The following is a 19,542-nucleotide window of genomic DNA, read 5'->3' as shown; positions in this document are numbered from 1 at the left end:
CTCCGAAAAACCGTGAAAAATTCAGTACAGGATAGACACGGGTAACCGACATGCGCACATTTCGCCCCAACGTGGTAAACAACGCGTTAACCAAGCTTAAGAAGTTGCAACTTTGTCGGCTGGCTGCCGACGGCGCGGGTGTCTTTTTTGAACGCGCAAAAGACGTTGTAGAATTTTGATCAGCCGCATGATCGCTCCCGAAATCGGCAACGACCTTTTAGGTTGTCCGCTGGTGCTGCGGCATAAAGTTGCAAGACCAGAACACTCTTGCGTGCTGAGGCGGCTATCGATATAGAATTGACGTAAACGTAAATGAGCGGATTACGCCGTTTGCGATTTGTTTGTTGAAACCACGAGTGGAAGCACGCCCCCGCTTTCACTCAGGCGACGCAAGGTCGGCGACCGCGATGCCACCAGACGGGGAAAGCCAGTGACCATGAAACTTATTTCGCCCGGCCAAGCCGCGGCCAACACCAACGATATGTCGAGCGAAGCCGGTGAAGAGCTTGTCCGCATCGGCGAAATGGCCAAGAAATACGGAGTGACGCTGCGTACGCTGCGTTTCTACGAGGACAAGGGTCTGCTCAACCCGCAGCGCGACGGCTCGACCCGTCTTTATACACGCCGCGACAGGGCCCGGCTGAAGCTGATCCTGCTTGGCCGCAAGGTCGGGTTCTCGCTGCGTGACGTCAAGCAGATGATGGACCTCTACGATCCGAACGGCTCCAACACCAAGCAATTGCGGCTGGCGCTCGACAAGTCGGAGAAGCAGCTTGCCCGCCTGCAGAAGCAGCGGGCACTGATCGACGATGCCATCAGCGAACTGAGTGCTTCGATGTCGACCGTCCGGCAAATGCTGATCGAGCGCTCGACGCCGCAGGCCAGTGTGGCGAGCTAAACTAAGCTTCGATTTGTGACGAATAGGAGCCGCGCGGCTTTCGCTGCGCGGTTCTTCGTCGTTTGCCGCGCTTTGTCGTTTGTCGTCCTGGCGCGCGGGAGAAAATTTGCCGCAGCGCAGAATTGACGTTTACGCAAACGTCAATATTTGTTATCTCGACCACAACGTTGGTCCGTCTGCCATCCTCATATGCTGGGGCTGAGTTCGGGGCCAAGACCGCATGGTGGAGGAAACGCATGCCGATCTACAGAGCGCCGGTCCGGGACACGCTGTTCGTGCTGAACGAAGTGCTGGGATATCAGCGTTATTCCAATCTTCCCGGATTTTCCGACGCCACACCGGATGTGCTCGAGGCCATCCTTGCCGAGGGCGCGAAGCTCGCCGAAAACGTGATGCAGCCGCTGAACCGCGTTGGCGACGTGGAAGGCTGCATGCGCCATGACGACGGTTCGGTAACGACGCCGAAAGGCTTCAAGGAAGCTTTCGACCAGTATCGCGAAGGCGGCTGGATGGGGCTCGCGGCACCTGTCGAGTTTGGCGGGCAAGGCTTGCCCTACGCGGTGCACACTGCGGTTGCCGAATACATGGTGTCGGCCAATATGTCGCTGATGATGTATGCCGGCCTGACGCAAGGCGCGATCGCTGCGATCATCACCCATGGCACCAAAGAGCAGAAGGCAACATGGTTGCCGAAGCTGGTCGAGGGCGCCTGGACCGGCACCATGAACCTGACCGAGCCACACTGCGGAACCGATCTTGGCTTGCTGCGCACCAAGGCCGTCCCAAATGGCGACGGCACCTACAGGATCTCCGGTCAGAAGATCTTCATCTCTGCCGGCGAGCATGACATGTCGGACAATATCGTCCACCTTGTGCTGGCCCGTATCGAGGGCGCGCCGGATGGCGTGAAGGGCATCTCGCTGTTCATCGTGCCGAAGCTCAAGCTCGATGCCTCAGGCAATCCGGACGAGAAGAACACCGTCTCCTGTGGCTCGATCGAGCAGAAGATGGGTATCCATGGCAACTCGACCTGCGTCATGAATTACGACGACGCTGAAGGCACGCTGCTCGGCGAGGCCAATGGCGGGCTGAAAGCAATGTTCACCATGATGAATGAGGCGCGGCTTGGCGTCGGCCTGCAGGGCCTCTCGCTATCGGAGGTCGCCTATCAGAATGCGGTTTCCTACGCCAAGGATCGTCTGCAGGGCCGCTCGCTGTCAGGGCCGAAGGCGCCGGACAGGAAGGCCGATCCGATCATCGTCCATCCGGACATCCGCCGCAGCCTGATGACCATGAAGGCTTTCAACGAGGCCGGCCGCGCGCTGGCGCTGTGGACGGCGATCAAGTCCGACATCGCTCACCGCTCCGGAGACGACAAAGATCGCCAGGTCGCAGACGACTACACCGGCCTGATGACGCCGGTGGTCAAAGGCGTGCTCACCGACAAGGGGTTCGATCATGCGGTAATGGCGCAGCAGGTCTTCGGCGGCCACGGCTATATAGAAGAGCACGGCATGAGCCAGTTCGTCCGCGATGCGCGCATCGCCATGATCTATGAGGGTGCCAACGGCATCCAGGCGCTCGACCTCGTCGGCCGCAAGCTGGCCTTGAATGGCGGCCGCGCGGTCCAGGCTTTCTTCAAGGAAGTCGGAGAGTTCTGCGAGGAAAACCGCACCGACGAGACGATGGCGCCCTTCACCAAGGCGCTTAAAAAGGGCCTCAACGATCTGCAGGCGGCGACGATGTGGCTGGTGCAGAACGGCATGGCCAAGCCCGATAACGCCGGTGCCGCCTCGACCGATTACATGCATCTCTTCGGCCTGGTGGCGCTGGGCTATATGTGGGCGCAGATGGCCAGGGTGGCCGCAGCGAAATTGGCGAATGGCGCCGACGGCGCTTCGTCTTTCTACGACAACAAGCTGGTGACGGCGCGCTTCTTCATAGAGCGGATCATGCCGGAGACGTCGGCGCATCTTGCCCGCATCTCCAGCGGTGCCGACACATTGATGGCACTGCCGGCGGAAGCGTTCTAGCTTCGGCGTTCCCCTCCCCCTCGAGGGGAGGGTGGCCCGAAGGGCCGGGAGGGGTCCTGCGTGCAGTGCGCCGACCTCCATTCTGGTGCATGCCCTGTGAGGAAAATGATCGCAATGCCGTGGCACATGGCGCAGGTTGTAAAAGATAAGGTCGAGCAAGTCATCGGCGACCCCACCCGGCCGCTTCGCGGCCACCCTCCCCTCGAGGGGGAGGGGAACGTCGGCGCGAGGGAGAAACCATGACCCACCCCGCCGAAATCCTTGGCCTTCCCAAGCCCGCCTGGGCGGCGGACGAGGTCGGCATGCTTTACGACATGGCGCACCGCTTCATGTCGGAAGAGATCGCGCCGCGTTACGACGAGTTCGAGAAGAACGAAATGGTCGACCGCGAGAGCTGGCTGAAGGCGGGTGCTGCCGGCCTGCTGTGCGCCTCGATGCCGGAGGAATATGGCGGATCGGGCGGCACCTTCGCGCATGAGAGCGCCATTATCGAGGCGATCGGCCATGTCGGCGTCGACGGGTTCGGCATTGGCCTGCACAATTCGATCGTTGCCCCCTATATCCTCCACTACGGCTCGGAGGAGCAGAAGAAGAAGTGGCTGCCGAGGCTGGCGAGCGGCGAGCTGATCGGCGCCATCGCCATGACCGAGCCCGGTGCGGGCTCCGACCTTCAGGGCGTCAAGACGCGCGCCGAAAAGGACGGCAACCAGTACAAGCTCAACGGCTCGAAGACCTTTATCACCAACGGCCAGCTCGCCAATTTCATCATCGTCGTTGCCAAGACCGATCCTGAGAAGGGCGCCAAGGGCATCTCGCTGATCGTCGTCGAGACCGACGAGCTGGAGGGTTTCGAGCGCGGCCGCAACCTCGACAAGATCGGCCTCAAGGCCAACGACACGTCGGAACTGTTCTTCAACGACGTACGTGTGCCGACCTCGAACCTGCTCGGCAACCACGAAGGCCAGGGCTTCGTCCAGTTGATGCAACAATTGCCGCAGGAGCGGCTGCAGATCGGCACCACTGCTATTGCCATGGTCGAGCGGGCGCTGGCGCTTACCATCGACTACGTCAAGGAGCGCAAGGCCTTCGGCAAGGCCATCATCGAATTCCAGAACACCCAGTTCAAGCTTGCCGAATTGAAGACCGAGGCGACCATCGGCCGCGTCTTCTATAATGACTGCGTTGCCCGCCACATTAACGGCGGCCTCGACCCGGTGACCGCTTCGATGGCCAAATACTGGCTGTCAGACCTGCAAGGAAAAGTCGTCGACGAATGCCTTCAATTGCATGGCGGCTATGGCTACATGAATGAATATCCGATTGCGCGCATGTTCCGCGACGCCCGCGTCCAGCGCATCTACGGCGGCACCAACGAGATCATGAAATTGCTGATCGGGCGCTCGCTCTGAGCGACTTTTCGGCAAACCCAAGGAGCAGGAAAATGGCCGAAGCTTATGTCTATGATGCCGTGCGCACGCCGCGCGGCAGGGGCAAGAAGGATGGCTCTCTGCACGAAGTGCCGGCGGTGCGGCTCGGCGCTAAGGTGCTCGAGGCCATCCGCGACCGCAACGGGCTGGACACCGGTACCGTCGACGACATCATCTTCGGCTGTGTCGATCCGGTTGGCGAGGCGGGTGCGGTCATTCCACGTGCTGCTGCTTTCGAGGCCGGCTACGACACCAAGGCGCCTGGCATGCAGATATCGCGTTTCTGCGCCTCGGGCCTCGACGCCATCAATTTCGGCGCCGCCAAGATCGCGCAAGGCGCCGACGAGATCGTCATTGCCGGTGGCGTTGAATCGATGTCGCGCGTCGGCATGGGCGCCTCCGGCGGCGCCTGGTTCATGGACCCGTCGGTCGGCCTGCCCGGCTGGTTCGTGCCGCAAGGCATCTCGGCCGATCTGATCGCCACCAAATACGGGTTTTCGCGCGACGACGTCGATGCCTACGCGGTCGAAAGCCAGAAGCGTGCTGCCAATGCGTGGGGCGAGGGCCGGTTCAAGAATTCGGTGATCTCGGTCAAGGACCAGAACGGCCTGACCATCCTCGACCACGACGAACATATGCGGCCCTCGACCGACATGCAGTCGCTAGCCGCACTCAATCCGTCCTTTGTCATGCCCGGCGAAATGGGCGGCTTCGACGCCGTCGCCGTGCAGAAGCATCCCGAGGTGGAACAGGTCAACCACGTCCACCATGCCGGCAATTCCTCCGGCATCGTCGATGGCGCGGCGGCCGTGCTGCTCGGCTCGAAAAAGGCGGGAAAGACGCTCGGCCTCAAGCCGCGCGCACGCATCCGTGCGTTCGCCAACATCGGCTCCGAACCCGTGCTGATGCTGACCGGCCCCGTCGACGTCACCGAGAAGCTGTTGAAGCGGGCGAAGATAAAGCTGTCGGACATCGACCTGTTCGAGCTCAACGAGGCCTTCGCTTCGGTGGTGCTGCGCTACATGCAGGCATTCGACATTCCGCATGATCGGATCAACGTCAATGGTGGTGCCATCGCCATGGGCCATCCGCTCGGCGCCACCGGTGCGATGATCTTCGGTACGGTACTGGACGAATTGGAACGCCGCGACCTCAACACCGCGCTGGTGACGCTTTGCATCGGCGCCGGCATGGGCACCGCAACGATCATCGAACGCGTCTGACGGAGAGAGATGATGAGCTACACCAATTTCACCCTCGACATTGACGCCGACGGCATTGCGCTGGTCACCTGGGACATGCCGGACCGTTCGATGAACGTCTTCACCGAGGAGGTGATGCTCGAACTGAATACCATCGTCGACAAAGTGGCGAGCGATGGAGCGATAAAGGGCGCGGTGATCACCTCCGGCAAGGATACGTTCTCGGGCGGCGCCGATATCACCATGCTGCAGAAGATGCTGGCGACCTTCGCCGCCGACAAGGCGAAGGACCCGGAGAAGGCGACCAAGGCGCTGTTCGACAATGCGGGCACCATGAACGGCCTGTTCCGTAAGCTGGAAACTTCCGGAAAGCCATGGGTTTCGGCGATCAACGGCACATGCATGGGCGGCGCGTTCGAATTGTCGCTCGCCTGCCATGGCCGTGTCGCGGCCGATTCAGACAAAGTGAGGATGGCGCTTCCCGAAGTGAAGATCGGCATTTTTCCGGGCGCTGGCGGCACCCAGCGCGTGCCACGGCTGACCGACCAGCAGCAGGCGCTGCAAATGCTGACGTCCGGCCAGACGCTGTTGCCTCAGAAGGCCAAGTCGATGGGCCTGATCCATGAGCTTGCCGAGCCGGACAAGCTGGTCGAAACCGCCAAGGCGATGATCAAGAACGGCTTGAAACCGGTGGCGCCATGGGATGAAAAGGGCTTCAAGCTGCCCGGCGCCCCGATCTATTCGGTGGCCGGTGCCAATCTGTGGCCGCCGGCCATCGCCATTCTGCGCCGAGAGACCTATGGCAATTATCCCGCCGCTGCCGCCATCCTGAAATGCGTTTACGAGGGCTTGTTGGTGCCGTTCGACACCGCCCTGCGGATCGAGCAACGCTATTTCACCGAGATTATGCAGACCAGGGAAGCGGCAGCGATGATCCGTTCGCTGTTCGTGTCGCTCCAGGAACTGAACAAGGGCGCGCGCCGCCCGGCCGGTGTGCCGGAAACGAAGTTCAAGAAGATCGGCGTACTCGGCGCCGGCTTCATGGGCGCTGGCATTGCCTATGTCACGGCCAAGGCCGGCATTCCGGTGGTGCTGCTCGACCGTGACATGGAGTCCGCCGCCAAGGGCAAGGGGCATTCCGAGACCCTTATCTCGGATCAGGTGAAGAAGGGCCGTGCCAAGCCGCAGGACAAGGATCGGTTGCTGTCGCTGATCACGCCGACGGCCGATTACGCGGATCTTGCCGGCTGCGATCTTGTGGTCGAGGCGGTGTTCGAGGACTCGGCCGTCAAGAAGGATGCCACCGAACAGGCCGAGGCTGTGCTCAAGCAGTCGGCGATCTTCGCCTCGAATACGTCGACCATACCGATCACATCGCTGGCCAGGAATTCGGCGCGGCCAAAGAATTTCATCGGCATCCACTTCTTCTCGCCGGTCGACAAGATGATGCTGGTCGAGATCATCCTCGGCAAGAAGACCGGCGACAAGGCGCTGGCCACCGCGATCGACTTCGTCCGCGCCATCAAGAAGACGCCGATCGTTGTCAACGATACGCGCGGTTTTTACGTCAATCGCTGCGTACTGCGCTACATGTCGGAAGCCTACAAGATGCTGATCGAAGGTGTTCCGGCGCCGATGATCGAGAATGCGGCGAAAGCCGCCGGCATGCCGGTCGGTCCTCTGGCGTTGACCGACGAGACCGCGATCGACCTTGCCCAGAAGATCATGAAGCAGACCATGCGCGATCTCGGCGACAAGGCGGTCGATCCGAAGCAGATGGCGCTGATCAACACGATGGTCGACACGCATGGTCGCTTGGGCCGCAAGAACAGCAAGGGCTTCTATGACTATCCGGCAAAACCGGCCAAGAAGAAGCTGTGGCCAGGTCTCAGGGATCTCTATCCGCAGCTGGCGCCGGAGCAGGTTGATTATGAGGAACTGAAGCAGCGGCTGCTGGTCACCATCGCGCTTGAGGCGGTACGGGTGATGGAAGAGGGCATCGTTACCGACCCACGCGAGGCCGATGTCGGCTCGATCCTGGCCTTCGGCTTCGCGCCCTATACAGGCGGTGCACTGTCCTACATCGACGGCATCGGCGCTAAGAAATTCGTCAAAATCGCCAAGCGCCTGCAGAAGAAATACGGCACCGAGTTCAAGGCGCCGAAGCTGCTGCTTGATATGGCCGAGAAGGGCGAGACCTTCTACGAGCGCTTCGATCCCTATACCAGGGACGAGGCCAAGGAGGCAGCCTGACGCCGTCTTCGGCGGTGGACAAGATGGCGGCCAAGGGGTAGAACAGGGAAGGTATTTTTTCCTGTTTCGAAGGAAGAGCAAGGTGCTCTCGCACGACCGCGTTTGGGCCGCCATCGACGCTCTTGCCGAGCGTTATTCGCTTTCGGCCTCTGGACTGGCCAGGCGCGCTGGCCTCGACTCGACCGCCTTCAACAAATCGAAGCGGCTGTCCTCAGATGGACGGCCGCGCTGGCCGTCGACCGAATCGCTGGCCAAGATCATCGAGGCGACCGGCGCCTCGCTGGATGAATTTGCGGGGCTGGTCGAGGGTCGGGGTAGTTCCGGCGCACTACCTGCGCAGAGATCGTCGGTGCCGCTGCTCGGCTTCGCCCAGGCGGGCGCCGGTGGCTTCTTCGACGACGCCGGGTTCCCAGCGGGGCAGGGATGGGACCTTATCGAGCTTCCGGCACGGGCAACCGAAACCTCCTATGCCTTGAAGGTCCAGGGCGATTCCATGCTGCCGCTCTATCGCAATGGCGATGTCCTGATCGTCGAGCCAGGGGCTACCATACGAAAGGGTGATCGCGTCGTCGTCAAGACCAATGCCGGCGAGGTGATGGCCAAGGTGCTCGACCGCCAGACACCGAGGTCGATCGCGCTGGTCTCCCTCAATCCCGATCACCCGGACCGCGACATCCCCATGCACAATATCGAATGGGTGGCGCGGATTGTCTGGGCAAGCCAGTAGGCGCGGGGCCGGTGCGTCTGCCTCACCTTGCCTTGGCTGTTCTGGCGATCCCGGCGATGGCCACGGCAATTGTCGCCGGCGGCCGCGCCGTCCAGAGCGAAGGCGGCGGCCCCTGGGAGCAAATCCAGGTCGGCGCTGAACCTCAGCCCGCCGCGCCGGCTACGTCGGCCATCCCGAAACCAGTTCCGGCCAAGCAGGCGGCGCATTCGAGGGCAATCGATCCAGAAATCGTGGTGCCGCCGCAACCGGGTTCCAACGAGGTTGAACGGATAGAGCCGCGCGCCCCGTTGAGCGATCTGGCATTGGCCGGACCGCCCAAGCCGCCAAAAACGAAAATGCCCGACGACTGGAAAGGCACGAAACTATTCCAGCCCGTCGCGTCGGCCGCCGGGGTCATCGAAGCAAACGGCTATTCGATTGCGGTTTCCGGTATCGACATCGTCAAGCAGGAGGAGACTTGCACCGACGGCGGCGAGTCGTGGAATTGCGGCATTCGGGCGCGAACGGCCTTCCGCGCCTTTCTCCGCAGTCGTGCGGTGGTCTGTGCCGTGCCGCCCGAAGGCGGTCGTGATCTGATCGCCGCCGAGTGCCGGATCGGCAATCAGGATATCGGCCAATGGCTGGTCGAAAATGGCTGGGCGCGCGCCGCCAAGGGCGGCCCTTACGCAGAAGCCGGCGAGAAGGCGCGTGCAGCAAAAAAAGGCGTCTTCGGGCCGGCGCCGAGCGTTTCAGGCCTGCCGCCGCTCCCGGCTGCTGCGTCGCGATCCGCGCCTGTAGCGCCTAGCTCGATCCTGGAGGAGCAAGACGGCGTCCTCATGCCGCCAGTTGACCAGCCAGCGCCCGCTGAATGAGCTCGCGCGTTTCGGCGATGCCGTAGAGCGCGGCGAAGGAGCCGAAGCGCGGTCCGCGTTCCTGACCTATCAGCACCTGATAGATCATCTGGAAGAAGGCGACGGAGACACCGGGTCCGCCCTCCGGGCTCTGCTTGGAATGGTCCTGGTAGCGCTCGATCTTGCGCGCAACATTGAGGGCAGCGTTCTGGATTGCCTCGCTGTCGGCATCAGCCGGCAGCGCGGCGAGCGCTACCGAAAGCTTGGTCAGCGCCTCGCGCTCGACCGCGTCGGCAGCACGGTACACTTTCGCCGGCTTCACGAAATCGTCGAAATAGCGGATGGCATATTCGGCCAGCCGGTCGAGCTCGGGATGGGTTGTCGGCGTCACACCCGGCGCGTGGCGCGAAATGAAACCCCACAGCACGTCCCTGTTCTGCGCATTCGAGGCGCTGACCAGGTTGAGCAGCAGCGAGAACGGAACCGGCAGGTCGACTGCCGGGGGATTGCCGTCATGCATGTGCCAGACCGGATTGCCCAGCCGCTCCTTCCAGTCCTGCCTCTGATAGGCAGAGAGGAACGTGTAATATTCGTCTACCGCCTTCGGGATGACGTCGAAATAGAGCTTCTTCGCGGTTCGCGGGCGCTGGAACATATAAAGGCTAAGGCTCTCGGTCGGCGCGTAAGTCAGCCACTCGTCAATGGTCAGCCCATTGCCCTTCGACTTCGAGATCTTCTGGCCGTTCTCATCGAGGAACAGCTCGTAATTGAAGCCCTCCGGTGCCGGAGCATCGAGCGCGCGGCAAATCTGCCCGGCGAGCTTGACGGAATCGATCAGATCCTTGCCGGACATCTCGTAATCGACGCCGAGTGCTGCCCACCGCATCGCCCAATCTGGCTTCCATTGCAGCTTGGCATGACCGCCGGTCACCGGCGTCTCGAAGCGCTCGCCGGTGTCCGGGTCGCGCCACACGATGGTGCCGGCGTCGAGCTTGCGCTCGTCGATCGCGACTTGCATGACGATGCCGGTCTTGGGATGGATCGGCAGGAAGGGCGAATAGCTCAGCGCCCGCTCCTCGCGCAGCGACGGCAGCATAATTGCCATCACCTTATCGAAGCGCTCGAGCATCTTGAGCAGCGTCGCGTCGAAGCGGCCAGAAGTATAATAGTCGGTCGAGGAAGCGAATTCGTAATCGAAGCCGAAACGGTCGAGGAAAGTGCGCAGCCGTGCGTTATTGGCGGCGCCGAAGGACGGATACTCATTGGAGAACGGGTCCGGTATCCTGGTCAGCGGCTTGCCGAGGTAGGCGCGCAGCATGTCCTTGTTAGGCACATTGTCAGGCACCTTGCGCAATCCGTCCATGTCGTCGGAGAAGCACAGCAGCCGCGTCTTGACCTTGTCTTCAGTCAGCACGCGGAAGGCGTGGCGCACCATAGATGTGCGCGCCACCTCGCCGAACGTGCCGATGTGCGGCAGGCCGGACGGGCCGTAGCCGGTCTCGAACAGCACCGTTTCCGGGTAGCCGCTGCTCGCGTAGCGGGCGGCGATCTTTTTCGCTTCCTCGAATGGCCACGCCTTGCTTTCGGCGGCGGCGGCGAGGACTTCCGGGCTGAGATCGATCGGCTGTTGTTCGGCCATGATGCTATTCCTGCAACGTTGCCAGCATCGATGCCGGCAGCCGCATGCTCTAGACCATGATCCCGAAAAGTGGAACCCGGTTTTCGGGCAGGACCGTGATCAGGCAAGAAGCCCCCGTCCCGATAGTCAGGATGGATCAACTTCCAAGGCGTGATCGGAGCGCCAACGATCGCGGCTGTTTTTCCTTGCGGCGCCGGTCCCTCGTTCCTAACTTCGGGACCATCTCAAGGAGTTGTAAATGCCATTGTCGCCACACGAAGCCATGATCTACCTGATGGTCATCACCTCGGCGTCAGACCGCGACATGACCGACGTCGAACTGGCACGGATCGGCGACGTCGTTCGATCCTGGCCGGTGTTTGAGGATTTCAACCAGGAGCGGCTGGTCGAGGTCGCCCAGGCCTGCCAGAAAATGCTGCATGAAAAGGATGGGCTGGAGGGCGTCCTGGCGCGCGTCGCCGAGGCGCTGCCCGAACGCCTGCGTGACACCGCCTATGCCGCCGCCTTCGAGGTCGCAGCTGTCGATCTCGAAATGCGCCTGGAGGAGGTACGCGTTCTGCAGCTCGTCCGCCGGGAACTCGACCTCGATGCGCTGACGGTCGCCGCCATTGCGCGAGCCGCCAAGGCCCGCCTTCGCACGCTGACCTGAGCCGGCGGCCAAGCTCAGAAAAAACTGACGGGAAAATAGCGCAGATAGAACTCGGCGAACGTGCCTTTCACCGAGATTTCCTGCAGCGCGTAGTCGAAAGCGGCGGCCAGTGCCGGATCGTCGGCCCTGGTGGCGATTGCCATGCCTGAGCCGAGATATTCGGGCGCCAGATAGGGGCCGCCGGCAAAGCGGCAGCAGCCCGCTGCATCCGAACCGCCGAGCCAGAAGGCGAAACGCATGCCGTCGCCGAAGGCGGCGTCGATCTTGCCGGCTTTCAGCTCGCCATAAAGCTCCTCCGGCTTTGCGAACGGGACGATTTGGACGTCGCCGAAATAATCGCGCAGCACCCGCTCGTGCGCGGAGCCGGCGATCACGCCGACACGCTTGCTGCGCAGCTTGTCGAACATTGGTTCGGTCAGCGCCTGTGTCTTCAGCATGATGAAGCGGGCCGGAAATTGCAGGTAGGAGCGTGAAAATGCGTATTTCGACCGCGACTCCGGCGTCGCGGCGATGCCGGCAATGATCGCTTCGCCCTCGCCTTTCCCGAGCGCACCTTCGAGCTCGGCCCAGGGCAGCGCCTGGATCTGGCATTTTTCGGCAACGCCGAGCTCGGCGCAGATGGCGCGCGCCAGGTCGACATGGAAGCCCGACAGCCGGCCTGCCCCATCGAGGAAATTGAACGGCGGGAAATCCGTGGTGGTCAGGAATCGCAGCCGCGGCAGCATCGAAAGGTCCGGCTTTGGCAGCCGCTCCTTGGCGTCCCAGAACACCGGCACCTGCGGCTCCGCGGCGAGCGCAGCAACCGCAAGCGATTGCGCTCCGATCAATATCGAGATCAATGAAATGGATATGCGCCGAAACGCCACGCGACGACTCCGTCCGGGTCTTGCCCCGGCTTTCGTACGAAATAACAGGTTTTTGTACGAAAAAAACACAGGTGCGACGGTTTTTGGTTTCATCATTGCAATTTAGGGATATTGTTTAGTGAGTTTGCAAGTGACTGCGTGATGCCGGCTGAAGAGGAGCAGTAGGACGCACAGGGGAGGCAGCTTTGCAGTCCGGGGTTGGTGGCGTGGTGCGGGTTGATCACTGCCATTGGCCTCAAGAGCGGAAGGCAACATGGGGTAGATGTTGCGATGGGTCATTTCGATCGTACGCTGGAGTTGATAGATCAGTTGCAGCACGCCGGCACAGCCGCCGCCGTCTGCGAAAAGCTGCTGGGGGTAACAAGCGGGTTCGGGCTGACGGCGCTGATGGCCGGGACGGTTCCGCAACCTGGCACACCGAGAAACCAGCAAAAGGACCATGTGCTGCTCTGCGACTGGCCGGCTGAATGGCTTGAGCGCTACGTCGCGCGCAACTACGTCGATCACGACCCCGTCGTCAGCCACATGAAGCAGCTTCAAGCGCCATTCCAGTGGCGGGAAGCATCTCAGGGCATCCGCATCGGCAAGAGCGGCGGCGAGGTGATGGGCGATGCCGGCGAATTCAAGCTGCGCGACGGGTTGGCCTTCCCGCTAATCACGCTCGATGGCCAGATCGTCATGGTGTCGCTAGGCGGCGAGGCTGTCGAATTGTCGAGCGCCGAGTTCGGGTTGGTGTCGCTGGTCTCGACTTATGCGATTGGCCGCGCAATGCAGCTCCACACCATGGCGGGCAAAACCATCGATCATGTCGAATTAACGCCGCGTGAGCGCGAATGCCTGCAATGGGCTGCTGTTGGCAAGTCCGAATGGGAGATTTCACAAATTCTCGGCATTTCGGAACACACGTCAGAGAAACACCTTCTTAACGCCAAAAGCAAACTCGGTGCCGTCAACCGGGTCCAGGCCGTCGCGGAAGCGATAAGGCGCGGCTATATTAACTAGGTCGGCCGCGCCGGCCTAGAAATTCTTGCTTGCGTGATCGCGTAATTTTTTTGGGAAAGCACGGCCGTATCTTCCTATTGAAACTAGGAGACGGCAAATGCTTTTTTCCCTCACAACCCAGGAACTGATGGAACGGCCCGACCTCTGGGAGGCAGTTCATCGTTTGCGTTACAGAGTTTTCGTCGAAGAGATGGGATGGACCGATCTGCAGCGCCCTGATGGCCTCGAGATCGATCAATTCGACCACGACGAGGCAGTGCACCAGATCGTCATCCGCAATGGCGAGCTCGCCGGTTATCAGCGGATGTTGCCGACAACCCGGGCCCATCTTCTAACCGATGTGCTGGCGGACCTTTATGAGGGAACCCCACCGTCGGGCCCGAATGTCTATGAACTGACCCGCTATGCGGTTGCGCCGGGATTCCGCGACGGTCGGCGCGGCGTGTCGACGGTCGGCACCGAGCTGATCGCCGGCTTCGTCGAGTGGGGTCTGAAGCGCAACGTCAACCAGGTGATCATCGAATTCGAGCCGATGTGGGTGCTTCGCGCGCTGCAGCTGCATTTCCTGGCAACGCCGCTCGGTTACCAGCGTACCTATGGCAACCAGCAGGTGGTTGCCACACTGCTCACCTTCAACGAGCACACGCTCGACGTGGTGCGTTCGCGCCGCAACCACTTTGCGCCGGTGCTGGCCAGAGGGTACCCGGACATGCTCGGACAGAGACGCGCCTCGTGAGATTGGAGAGAGGCCATGAACGTTCACTCAAAAGCAGAATTCCGCAATCACACGCTGATCGTCACGGTATCGTCGGGTGACGGCCGCCCGGTGCTGGACAGGCGGGCCTATGAAAGCCTGGCCAGGACATTCCACGAAGCCGCTGTCGACGACGACGTCCGCGTAGTGGTCCTGCGCGGCTTGGCCGGGTGCTTCTGCCTCGGTGCCGATTTCTCCGAATTTCTCGACGCCACCAAACATCGGCGACTGATCGCCGCCGTCACCGATATGTTCCGCACGCTGGCGACGTTTCCGAAACCGGTCCTTGCCTGTGTCGACGGCGACGCCGTCGGCGTCGGTTGCACCATCCTGTTCCACTGCGACATGGTGATCGCCTCGAGCAAGAGCACGTTTCGGGTGCCGTTCGTCGATTTCGGCCTGGTGCCGGACGCGGCGACCAGCATTCTGGCGCCGCAGAAGCTCGGCTATGCCGGGGCGTTCCGCTTCTTCTGCCTGGGCGACACGCTCGCCGCCGAAGATGCCAGGGCACTGGGCCTTGTCGGCGAGATCGTGACGGACGGCAGCGTCGAGGAAGCCACGTTGGCAAGAGCCAGGCAACTCGCCAAGAAGCCTGTCGCGGCGCTGCTACAGACGCGCGACCTGCTTAGGGGCGACACCGGCGCGCTCTGCGACCGCATCGATCAGGAGATCTCGCTTTTCCAGCAGGCGCTGCAGGACGACACCACGCTGAAGCGACTGCAGCGGATTGCCCGGCTGGCGGCATGAGAGCCGCGTATCGATGAGGTGAGCTTATTTTTCGAGGAAAGTCGGCCCTTCGCCGATGATCTTCTTGTCCTCCTTGCCGATGACGTCGAGGTCGCGGCCGTCATAGGGAAGCGAAAGGAGAATGCGCTGCATGACGGCCAGCCGCGCGCGCCGTTTGTCGTTCGCCCGCACAATGATCCAGGGCGCGAACTCCTTGTGCGTGCGCTCGACCATCAGGTCGCGCGCTTTGGTGTATTCGTCCCATTTGCTGATGCCGGCGATGTCGATTGGCGAAAACTTCCAGCTCTTCAGCGGGCTCCAGCGGCGGTCGTGGAATCGCTCGAGCTGCGTTTCCCGGCCGATGTTCAGCCAGAATTTGAAGAAATGTATGCCCTCGTTGCGAATCATCCGCTCGAAATGCGGAACCTCGTCCAGAAATTGCTCGTGCTGCTCGGGCGTGCAGAATCCCATCACCGGTTCAACGCCGGCGCGGTTATACCAGGAGCGGTCGAAGGTGACGAATTCGCCCGACGTCGGGAAGTGGTCGACGTAGCGCTGGAAGTACCATTGTCCAAGCTCGGTGGGCGTTGGCTTGGTCAGCGCCACGTTGCGCGCCGTGCGAGGGTTCAGATACTGGCGCAAAACGAAGATCGTGCCGCCCTTGCCGGCAGCGTCGCGCCCCTCGAACAGCGACATTACCCGCTTGCCCGTCGACTGCAGCCACGCCTGCGCCTTGACCAGCTCGATCTGCAGCTTCTCTAGCCTCTCGTCATACTCCTCGCTCTTCATCTTCTTGTCGTAAGGGTAACCGCCGGCAGTGAGCTTGCGGTCCTCGACCCAGTCGGGAAGCGCGGGGGCCTCGATGTCGAACGCCCTCTCCTTGCCGTCGATCATGATCTTCAGCGGCCCCGATGAGGGTGCGGCGGGGCTTTCGTTGGCGTTTTTCATCGAGGCGAACCTTTCCAGCTTCCGGACTCGTGCTATTGGGAGCCTTACTGCATCGGCCCGAAAATCGGAATCGATTTTCGGAAAGAACGATGCAGCAGATAAAGAGGTAGAGCGTCCTTTGTGCGCCCAATTGGACGCACTGCGCTCTAGCGCCGGTCCAGCAAGAAGTTCTTGAAGTGGCCGCAGACGGAGCGCAAATGGCCGACATCGGCACAGAGCGGAGAGGCAGGGCGCAAACCGTCGCCATGCGGCTGTGGAACAGCCGCTGGCTGCTGGCGGCCGGTCTCGTTGCGGTTCTGATGGTCTATGGTTTTGCCGGCATGTCTGGCTATGTGGTGCTGCTGGCTGGCGCCGTGCTGGTTGCCGCTGCGATGCTGCCGGCCGGCATCGCCCGCCAATCGACCGAAAATGCCGCGGCCATCGAGTCGGGCGTGCAACAACTTTCCGGCGAATATCTCGCGGCGGCGGTTGCCGATCCGCTGATCATTTTCGATCGCTCCGCCGCCATCGTCCACGCCAACGCCGCTGCCTTTGCCGCCTTCGGTGGGATTGCCCCCGGCATGTCGCTGTCGCTGAAATTCCGCGCGCCGGAAATGCAGGCCTTGCTGGATAGCATGTTGGCGGGCAACGTCGCTTCGGACAGCGTCGACTACATAGAAAAGCTGCCGGTCGAACGAGCCTATCGGGTGAGCGCGTCTTCAGTCGGCCATGCCACGGATCTCTACGTGCTGGTGTTCAAGGACCAGAGTGAGGCGCGCCGGATCGACAGAATGCGTGCCGACTTCATTGCCAATGCCAGCCACGAGCTGCGCACGCCTCTCGCCTCGATCGCCGGCTTCATCGAGACGCTGCGCGGGCCGGCCCGCAACGACCCCGCGGCGCGCGAGCAGTTCCTGCAGATCATGCAGAACCAGACCAGCCGCATGGCGCGCCTCATCGACGACCTTCTGTCGCTGTCGCGCCTGGAGATGAAGCCCTATCTCAAGCCGGGAACCGAGGTCGACGTGCGCCAGGCCATCGACAGCGTCATCGATTCGCTTGGGCCGCTCGCAAAGGAAAACGGCGTCGTCATCGAGCGTGATTTCGCGGAAGGGCCGCTCGACGTGGCCGGCGATCGGGACGAGCTTTTCCAGGTCTTCGAAAATCTGCTGGAAAACGCCTGCAAATATGGTCAGTCGGGCGGACGTGTCGTGGTGTCGATCATACGCAGCGACAGCGATCCCGAACCGGGCATCGACGTCACCATCAGGGATTTCGGCCCCGGCATCCCCGAAGAGCACATCCCGCGCATCACCGAGCGTTTCTACCGCGTCGACGTCGAGAACAGCCGAACCCAGAAGGGCACCGGCCTTGGCCTGTCCATCGTCAAGCATATCCTGACCCGCCACAACGCCAGACTCTCCATCAGGTCGGAGATCGGCAAGGGTGCGGCGTTCACGGTCCATTTGCCGGCTCGCTAACGTAGTACTATCTCTAGCACATAATGGGCCGTTTCTTTTTTCTGTCATCCGGCTAGCGTATCAGCGGGGATTCGAGGGAACGACTCAACCACGAGATCCCGGGAAGGCATTTCGTCCATGCAGTCCGTGCATATCGTCAGCGCCTATGACGAGGAGCTGAAATATCTGTCGAAGCGCATCGCTGCGATGGGCGGGCATGCCGAGCGCATGGTCGAGCAGGCGGTCGCGGCGCTGGTCAATGCGGATCCGGGGCTTGCCCAGAAAGTCATTCGGGACGACCTAGTTCTGGATGAGGGACAGCGCGAGATCGACGACAAGGCGATCATCATCATCGCCAAACGCCAGCCGATGGCGACGGATCTGCGCGAGATCGTCGGCGCGATCCGCATCTCGGCTGACCTCGAACGGGTAGGCGACCTCGGCAAGAACGTCGCCAAGCGGGTGGTTGCCGTCGCAGACGGGCGCCAGCCGAACAGCCTGTTCCGCGGCCTCGAGGCTTTGGCCAATCTGGCACTGACCCAGCTCAAGGAAGTACTCGACGTCTATGCGTCGCGGTCGGTGGAGAAAATCGGTTTCGTGCGCGACCGCGACGACCAGATCGACGCCATGTACACCTCTCTGTTTCGCGAATTGCTGACCTACATGATGGAAGACCCACGCAACATCACGCCCTGCACACATCTCCTGTTTTGCGCCAAGAACATCGAGCGCATCGGCGACCACGCCACCAACATCGCCGAGACGATCTACTATATCGTCACCGGCGACCAGATGCCGGCCGATCGTCCGAAGGGCGATAAGACGGACAAGATTATTCTTCCCGCAACCCAACCAGCGAAGTGAGTTCTCTCAGCACTGATGCGAATTTCGGATTCGCCACCCGACAGAAAATTGCGCTAAGCTTTCGACGCGCCGACTTCTCAGTTCCGCGATGAAGGCCACGCCTTCAGGAGGCTGCGATGGAATATGTCCGCGAGTTTGCTCCTGCGCCGCCGATGTCGGGTATAATCGCTTGCGGCGTCTATACGGCTGGGCGGCGCATCGCCGACATTCCGATCGAGGAAGCCGGCGAATGGGCCGGGAAGCCGGGCCACGTGGTCTGGATCGGACTGCTGGAGCCCGACCGCAATTTGTTGCTGCGCGTCCAGGCGCAATTCCATCTGCATGAGCTGGCGATCGAGGACGCCGAGCATCCGCACCAGCGACCGAAGATCGAGCAATATGGTGATGCCCTGTTCATCGTTGCCCGCACGGCGCAGCTGATCGACAGCCGCGTCACCTTCGGCGAGACGCATCTGTTCGTCGGCGCGGGCTACATCGTCAGCGTCAGGCATGGCCCGTCGACCTCCTACGCCGCCGTTCGCCAGCATTGGGAAAGCTGCCCGCATTCCCTTGCCAAGGGCGAGGATTTCGTCCTCTACGCCATTCTCGATTTCATCGTCGACAACTATATGCCGGTGCTTGAGCAGATCGAAAACGAGGTCGAGGCGATCGAGGACAAGGTTCTGCTGAAACCGATGACCGGCTCCGATATCGAACGGCTTTACATGCTGCGCCGCGATCTCTTGCGCCTGCGTAATGCGGCCCTGCCGCTGGTGGAGGTCTGCCGGCGGCTCACCAGCGCCGATCTGCCGCAAATCCACACAGCCATGCACCCGCTGTTTCGCGACGTCACCGACCACATCCGCACTGTCCAGGAAAAGATCGACAGCCTGCGTGAGGTTCTCGCCTTCGCCTTCGAGGCGAGCCTTCTGGTCGGTCAAAGCCAGGAGACGGCGATCTCCAAGAAGCTTGCCTCATGGGCCGCAATCTTGGCCGTGCCGACGGCATTCGCCGGCATTTACGGCATGAATTTCAGCGACATGCCGGAACTGAGGATGGAATATGGCTACCCGGCCGTCCTGGCGGCAATTGCCCTGATCTGCACGTTTCTTTACTGGCGGTTTCGCAAGAATGGGTGGCTTTGAAGCGAGGGCAGTAGGGCAGTAGGGCAGTAGGGCTTTAGGGCAGGAGGGCAGTAGTGAAGTAGGGCAGTATGGCAGTAGGGCAGTAGGCGATCGCTTCTGGAGCGCGCTTCTCTACAATTCACCTACTGCCGTACTGCCTTACTCCCCTATTCCCCTAACTA

General features: G+C 61.6%; 17 protein-coding genes. 14 read left to right on the top strand and 3 right to left on the bottom strand.

Going from position 1 to position 19,542, the window contains the following annotated elements; all coding sequences use genetic code 11:
• The first annotated feature begins 436 nt into the window (after positions 1-436).
• The 7 genes from NKH99_RS00085 to NKH99_RS00055 all read left to right on the top strand — a co-directional run bounded on the left by NKH99_RS00085 (position 437) and on the right by NKH99_RS00055 (position 9,391).
• Positions 437-898: a MerR family transcriptional regulator gene (locus NKH99_RS00085; protein WP_023677331.1), complete on the top strand. Its 462-nt coding sequence runs from the start codon at positions 437-439 to the stop codon at positions 896-898.
• A 236-nt stretch (positions 899-1,134) separates the two neighbouring features.
• Positions 1,135-2,931 carry an acyl-CoA dehydrogenase gene (locus NKH99_RS00080; RefSeq protein WP_352470099.1) on the top strand — a complete coding sequence of 599 codons (1,797 nt, stop codon included), beginning with the start codon at positions 1,135-1,137 and terminating at the stop codon, positions 2,929-2,931.
• A 239-nt stretch (positions 2,932-3,170) separates the two neighbouring features.
• On the top strand, positions 3,171-4,340 hold the full coding sequence (locus NKH99_RS00075) for an acyl-CoA dehydrogenase family protein (protein ID WP_353011848.1): 1,170 nt from the start codon (positions 3,171-3,173) through the stop codon (positions 4,338-4,340).
• Positions 4,341-4,372: 32 nt separating this feature from the next.
• Positions 4,373-5,581, top strand: a complete 1,209-nt coding sequence (locus NKH99_RS00070) for an acetyl-CoA C-acetyltransferase (RefSeq protein WP_353011845.1) — start codon at positions 4,373-4,375, stop codon at positions 5,579-5,581.
• A gap of 12 nt (positions 5,582-5,593) precedes the next feature.
• On the top strand, positions 5,594-7,813 hold the full coding sequence (locus tag NKH99_RS00065; protein WP_353011842.1) for a 3-hydroxyacyl-CoA dehydrogenase NAD-binding domain-containing protein: 2,220 nt from the start codon (positions 5,594-5,596) through the stop codon (positions 7,811-7,813).
• Between the two features lie 82 nt (positions 7,814-7,895).
• The gene (locus NKH99_RS00060) at positions 7,896-8,540 is read left to right on the top strand and encodes a S24 family peptidase (protein ID WP_353011839.1); all 645 of its coding nucleotides are present in this window, start codon (positions 7,896-7,898) and stop codon (positions 8,538-8,540) included.
• An 11-nt stretch (positions 8,541-8,551) separates the two neighbouring features.
• Positions 8,552-9,391: a thermonuclease family protein gene (locus NKH99_RS00055; protein WP_353011836.1), complete on the top strand. Its 840-nt coding sequence runs from the start codon at positions 8,552-8,554 to the stop codon at positions 9,389-9,391.
• Here NKH99_RS00055 and NKH99_RS00050 read toward each other — a convergent pair.
• Positions 9,354-11,009, bottom strand: a complete 1,656-nt coding sequence (locus tag NKH99_RS00050) for a lysine--tRNA ligase (protein WP_352685723.1) — start codon at positions 11,007-11,009, stop codon at positions 9,354-9,356. The two genes, NKH99_RS00055 and NKH99_RS00050, sit on opposite strands and share 38 nt — an antisense overlap.
• Positions 11,010-11,247: 238 nt before the next feature.
• On the opposite strand from NKH99_RS00050, the gene NKH99_RS00045 reads away from it, so the two are divergent.
• Positions 11,248-11,658 carry a tellurite resistance TerB family protein gene (locus NKH99_RS00045; protein WP_023677339.1) on the top strand — a complete coding sequence of 137 codons (411 nt, stop codon included), beginning with the start codon at positions 11,248-11,250 and terminating at the stop codon, positions 11,656-11,658.
• Between the two features lie 14 nt (positions 11,659-11,672).
• Here the strand turns inward: NKH99_RS00045 and NKH99_RS00040 are convergent, their stop codons facing one another.
• Entirely contained in the window at positions 11,673-12,524 is an 852-nt protein-coding gene (locus tag NKH99_RS00040; RefSeq protein ID WP_353011833.1) for an ABC transporter substrate-binding protein, read from the bottom strand.
• Between the two features lie 270 nt (positions 12,525-12,794).
• Here NKH99_RS00040 and NKH99_RS00035 point away from each other — a divergent pair, with 270 nt between their 5' ends.
• The 3 genes from NKH99_RS00035 to NKH99_RS00025 all read left to right on the top strand — a co-directional run bounded on the left by NKH99_RS00035 (position 12,795) and on the right by NKH99_RS00025 (position 15,027).
• Complete coding sequence (locus NKH99_RS00035; RefSeq protein ID WP_023677341.1) at positions 12,795-13,526, top strand: helix-turn-helix transcriptional regulator; 732 nt, start codon at positions 12,795-12,797, stop codon at positions 13,524-13,526.
• Between the two features lie 97 nt (positions 13,527-13,623).
• Entirely contained in the window at positions 13,624-14,262 is a 639-nt protein-coding gene (locus NKH99_RS00030; protein WP_023677342.1) for an acyl-homoserine-lactone synthase, read from the top strand.
• A gap of 15 nt (positions 14,263-14,277) precedes the next feature.
• On the top strand, positions 14,278-15,027 hold the full coding sequence (locus NKH99_RS00025; RefSeq protein ID WP_023677343.1) for an enoyl-CoA hydratase-related protein: 750 nt from the start codon (positions 14,278-14,280) through the stop codon (positions 15,025-15,027).
• A 24-nt stretch (positions 15,028-15,051) separates the two neighbouring features.
• Here NKH99_RS00025 and ppk2 read toward each other — a convergent pair whose 3' ends face one another.
• A complete protein-coding gene (ppk2, locus tag NKH99_RS00020) occupies positions 15,052-15,954 on the bottom strand; it encodes a polyphosphate kinase 2 (protein WP_352501703.1) in 903 nt (300 codons plus the stop codon).
• A 197-nt stretch (positions 15,955-16,151) separates the two neighbouring features.
• Between ppk2 and NKH99_RS00015 the strand changes: the two genes are divergently transcribed.
• From NKH99_RS00015 to NKH99_RS00005, 3 genes are all read left to right on the top strand, one after another.
• Complete coding sequence (locus NKH99_RS00015) at positions 16,152-17,414, top strand: ATP-binding protein (protein ID WP_353011829.1); 1,263 nt, start codon at positions 16,152-16,154, stop codon at positions 17,412-17,414.
• Positions 17,415-17,531: 117 nt separating this feature from the next.
• The gene (gene phoU, locus NKH99_RS00010) at positions 17,532-18,257 is read left to right on the top strand and encodes a phosphate signaling complex protein PhoU (protein ID WP_023677346.1); all 726 of its coding nucleotides are present in this window, start codon (positions 17,532-17,534) and stop codon (positions 18,255-18,257) included.
• Positions 18,258-18,373: 116 nt separating this feature from the next.
• Complete coding sequence (locus tag NKH99_RS00005; protein WP_023677347.1) at positions 18,374-19,381, top strand: magnesium and cobalt transport protein CorA; 1,008 nt, start codon at positions 18,374-18,376, stop codon at positions 19,379-19,381.
• The last annotated feature ends 161 nt before the right edge of the window (positions 19,382-19,542 follow it).

Origin of the sequence: Mesorhizobium sp. M0854, assembly GCF_040319815.1 — a bacterium.
Classification (GTDB): Bacteria; Pseudomonadota; Alphaproteobacteria; order Rhizobiales; family Rhizobiaceae; genus Mesorhizobium.
The sequence above is the reverse complement of the archived record's forward strand: the minus strand, read 5'-3'. Positions and strand labels throughout refer to the sequence as shown.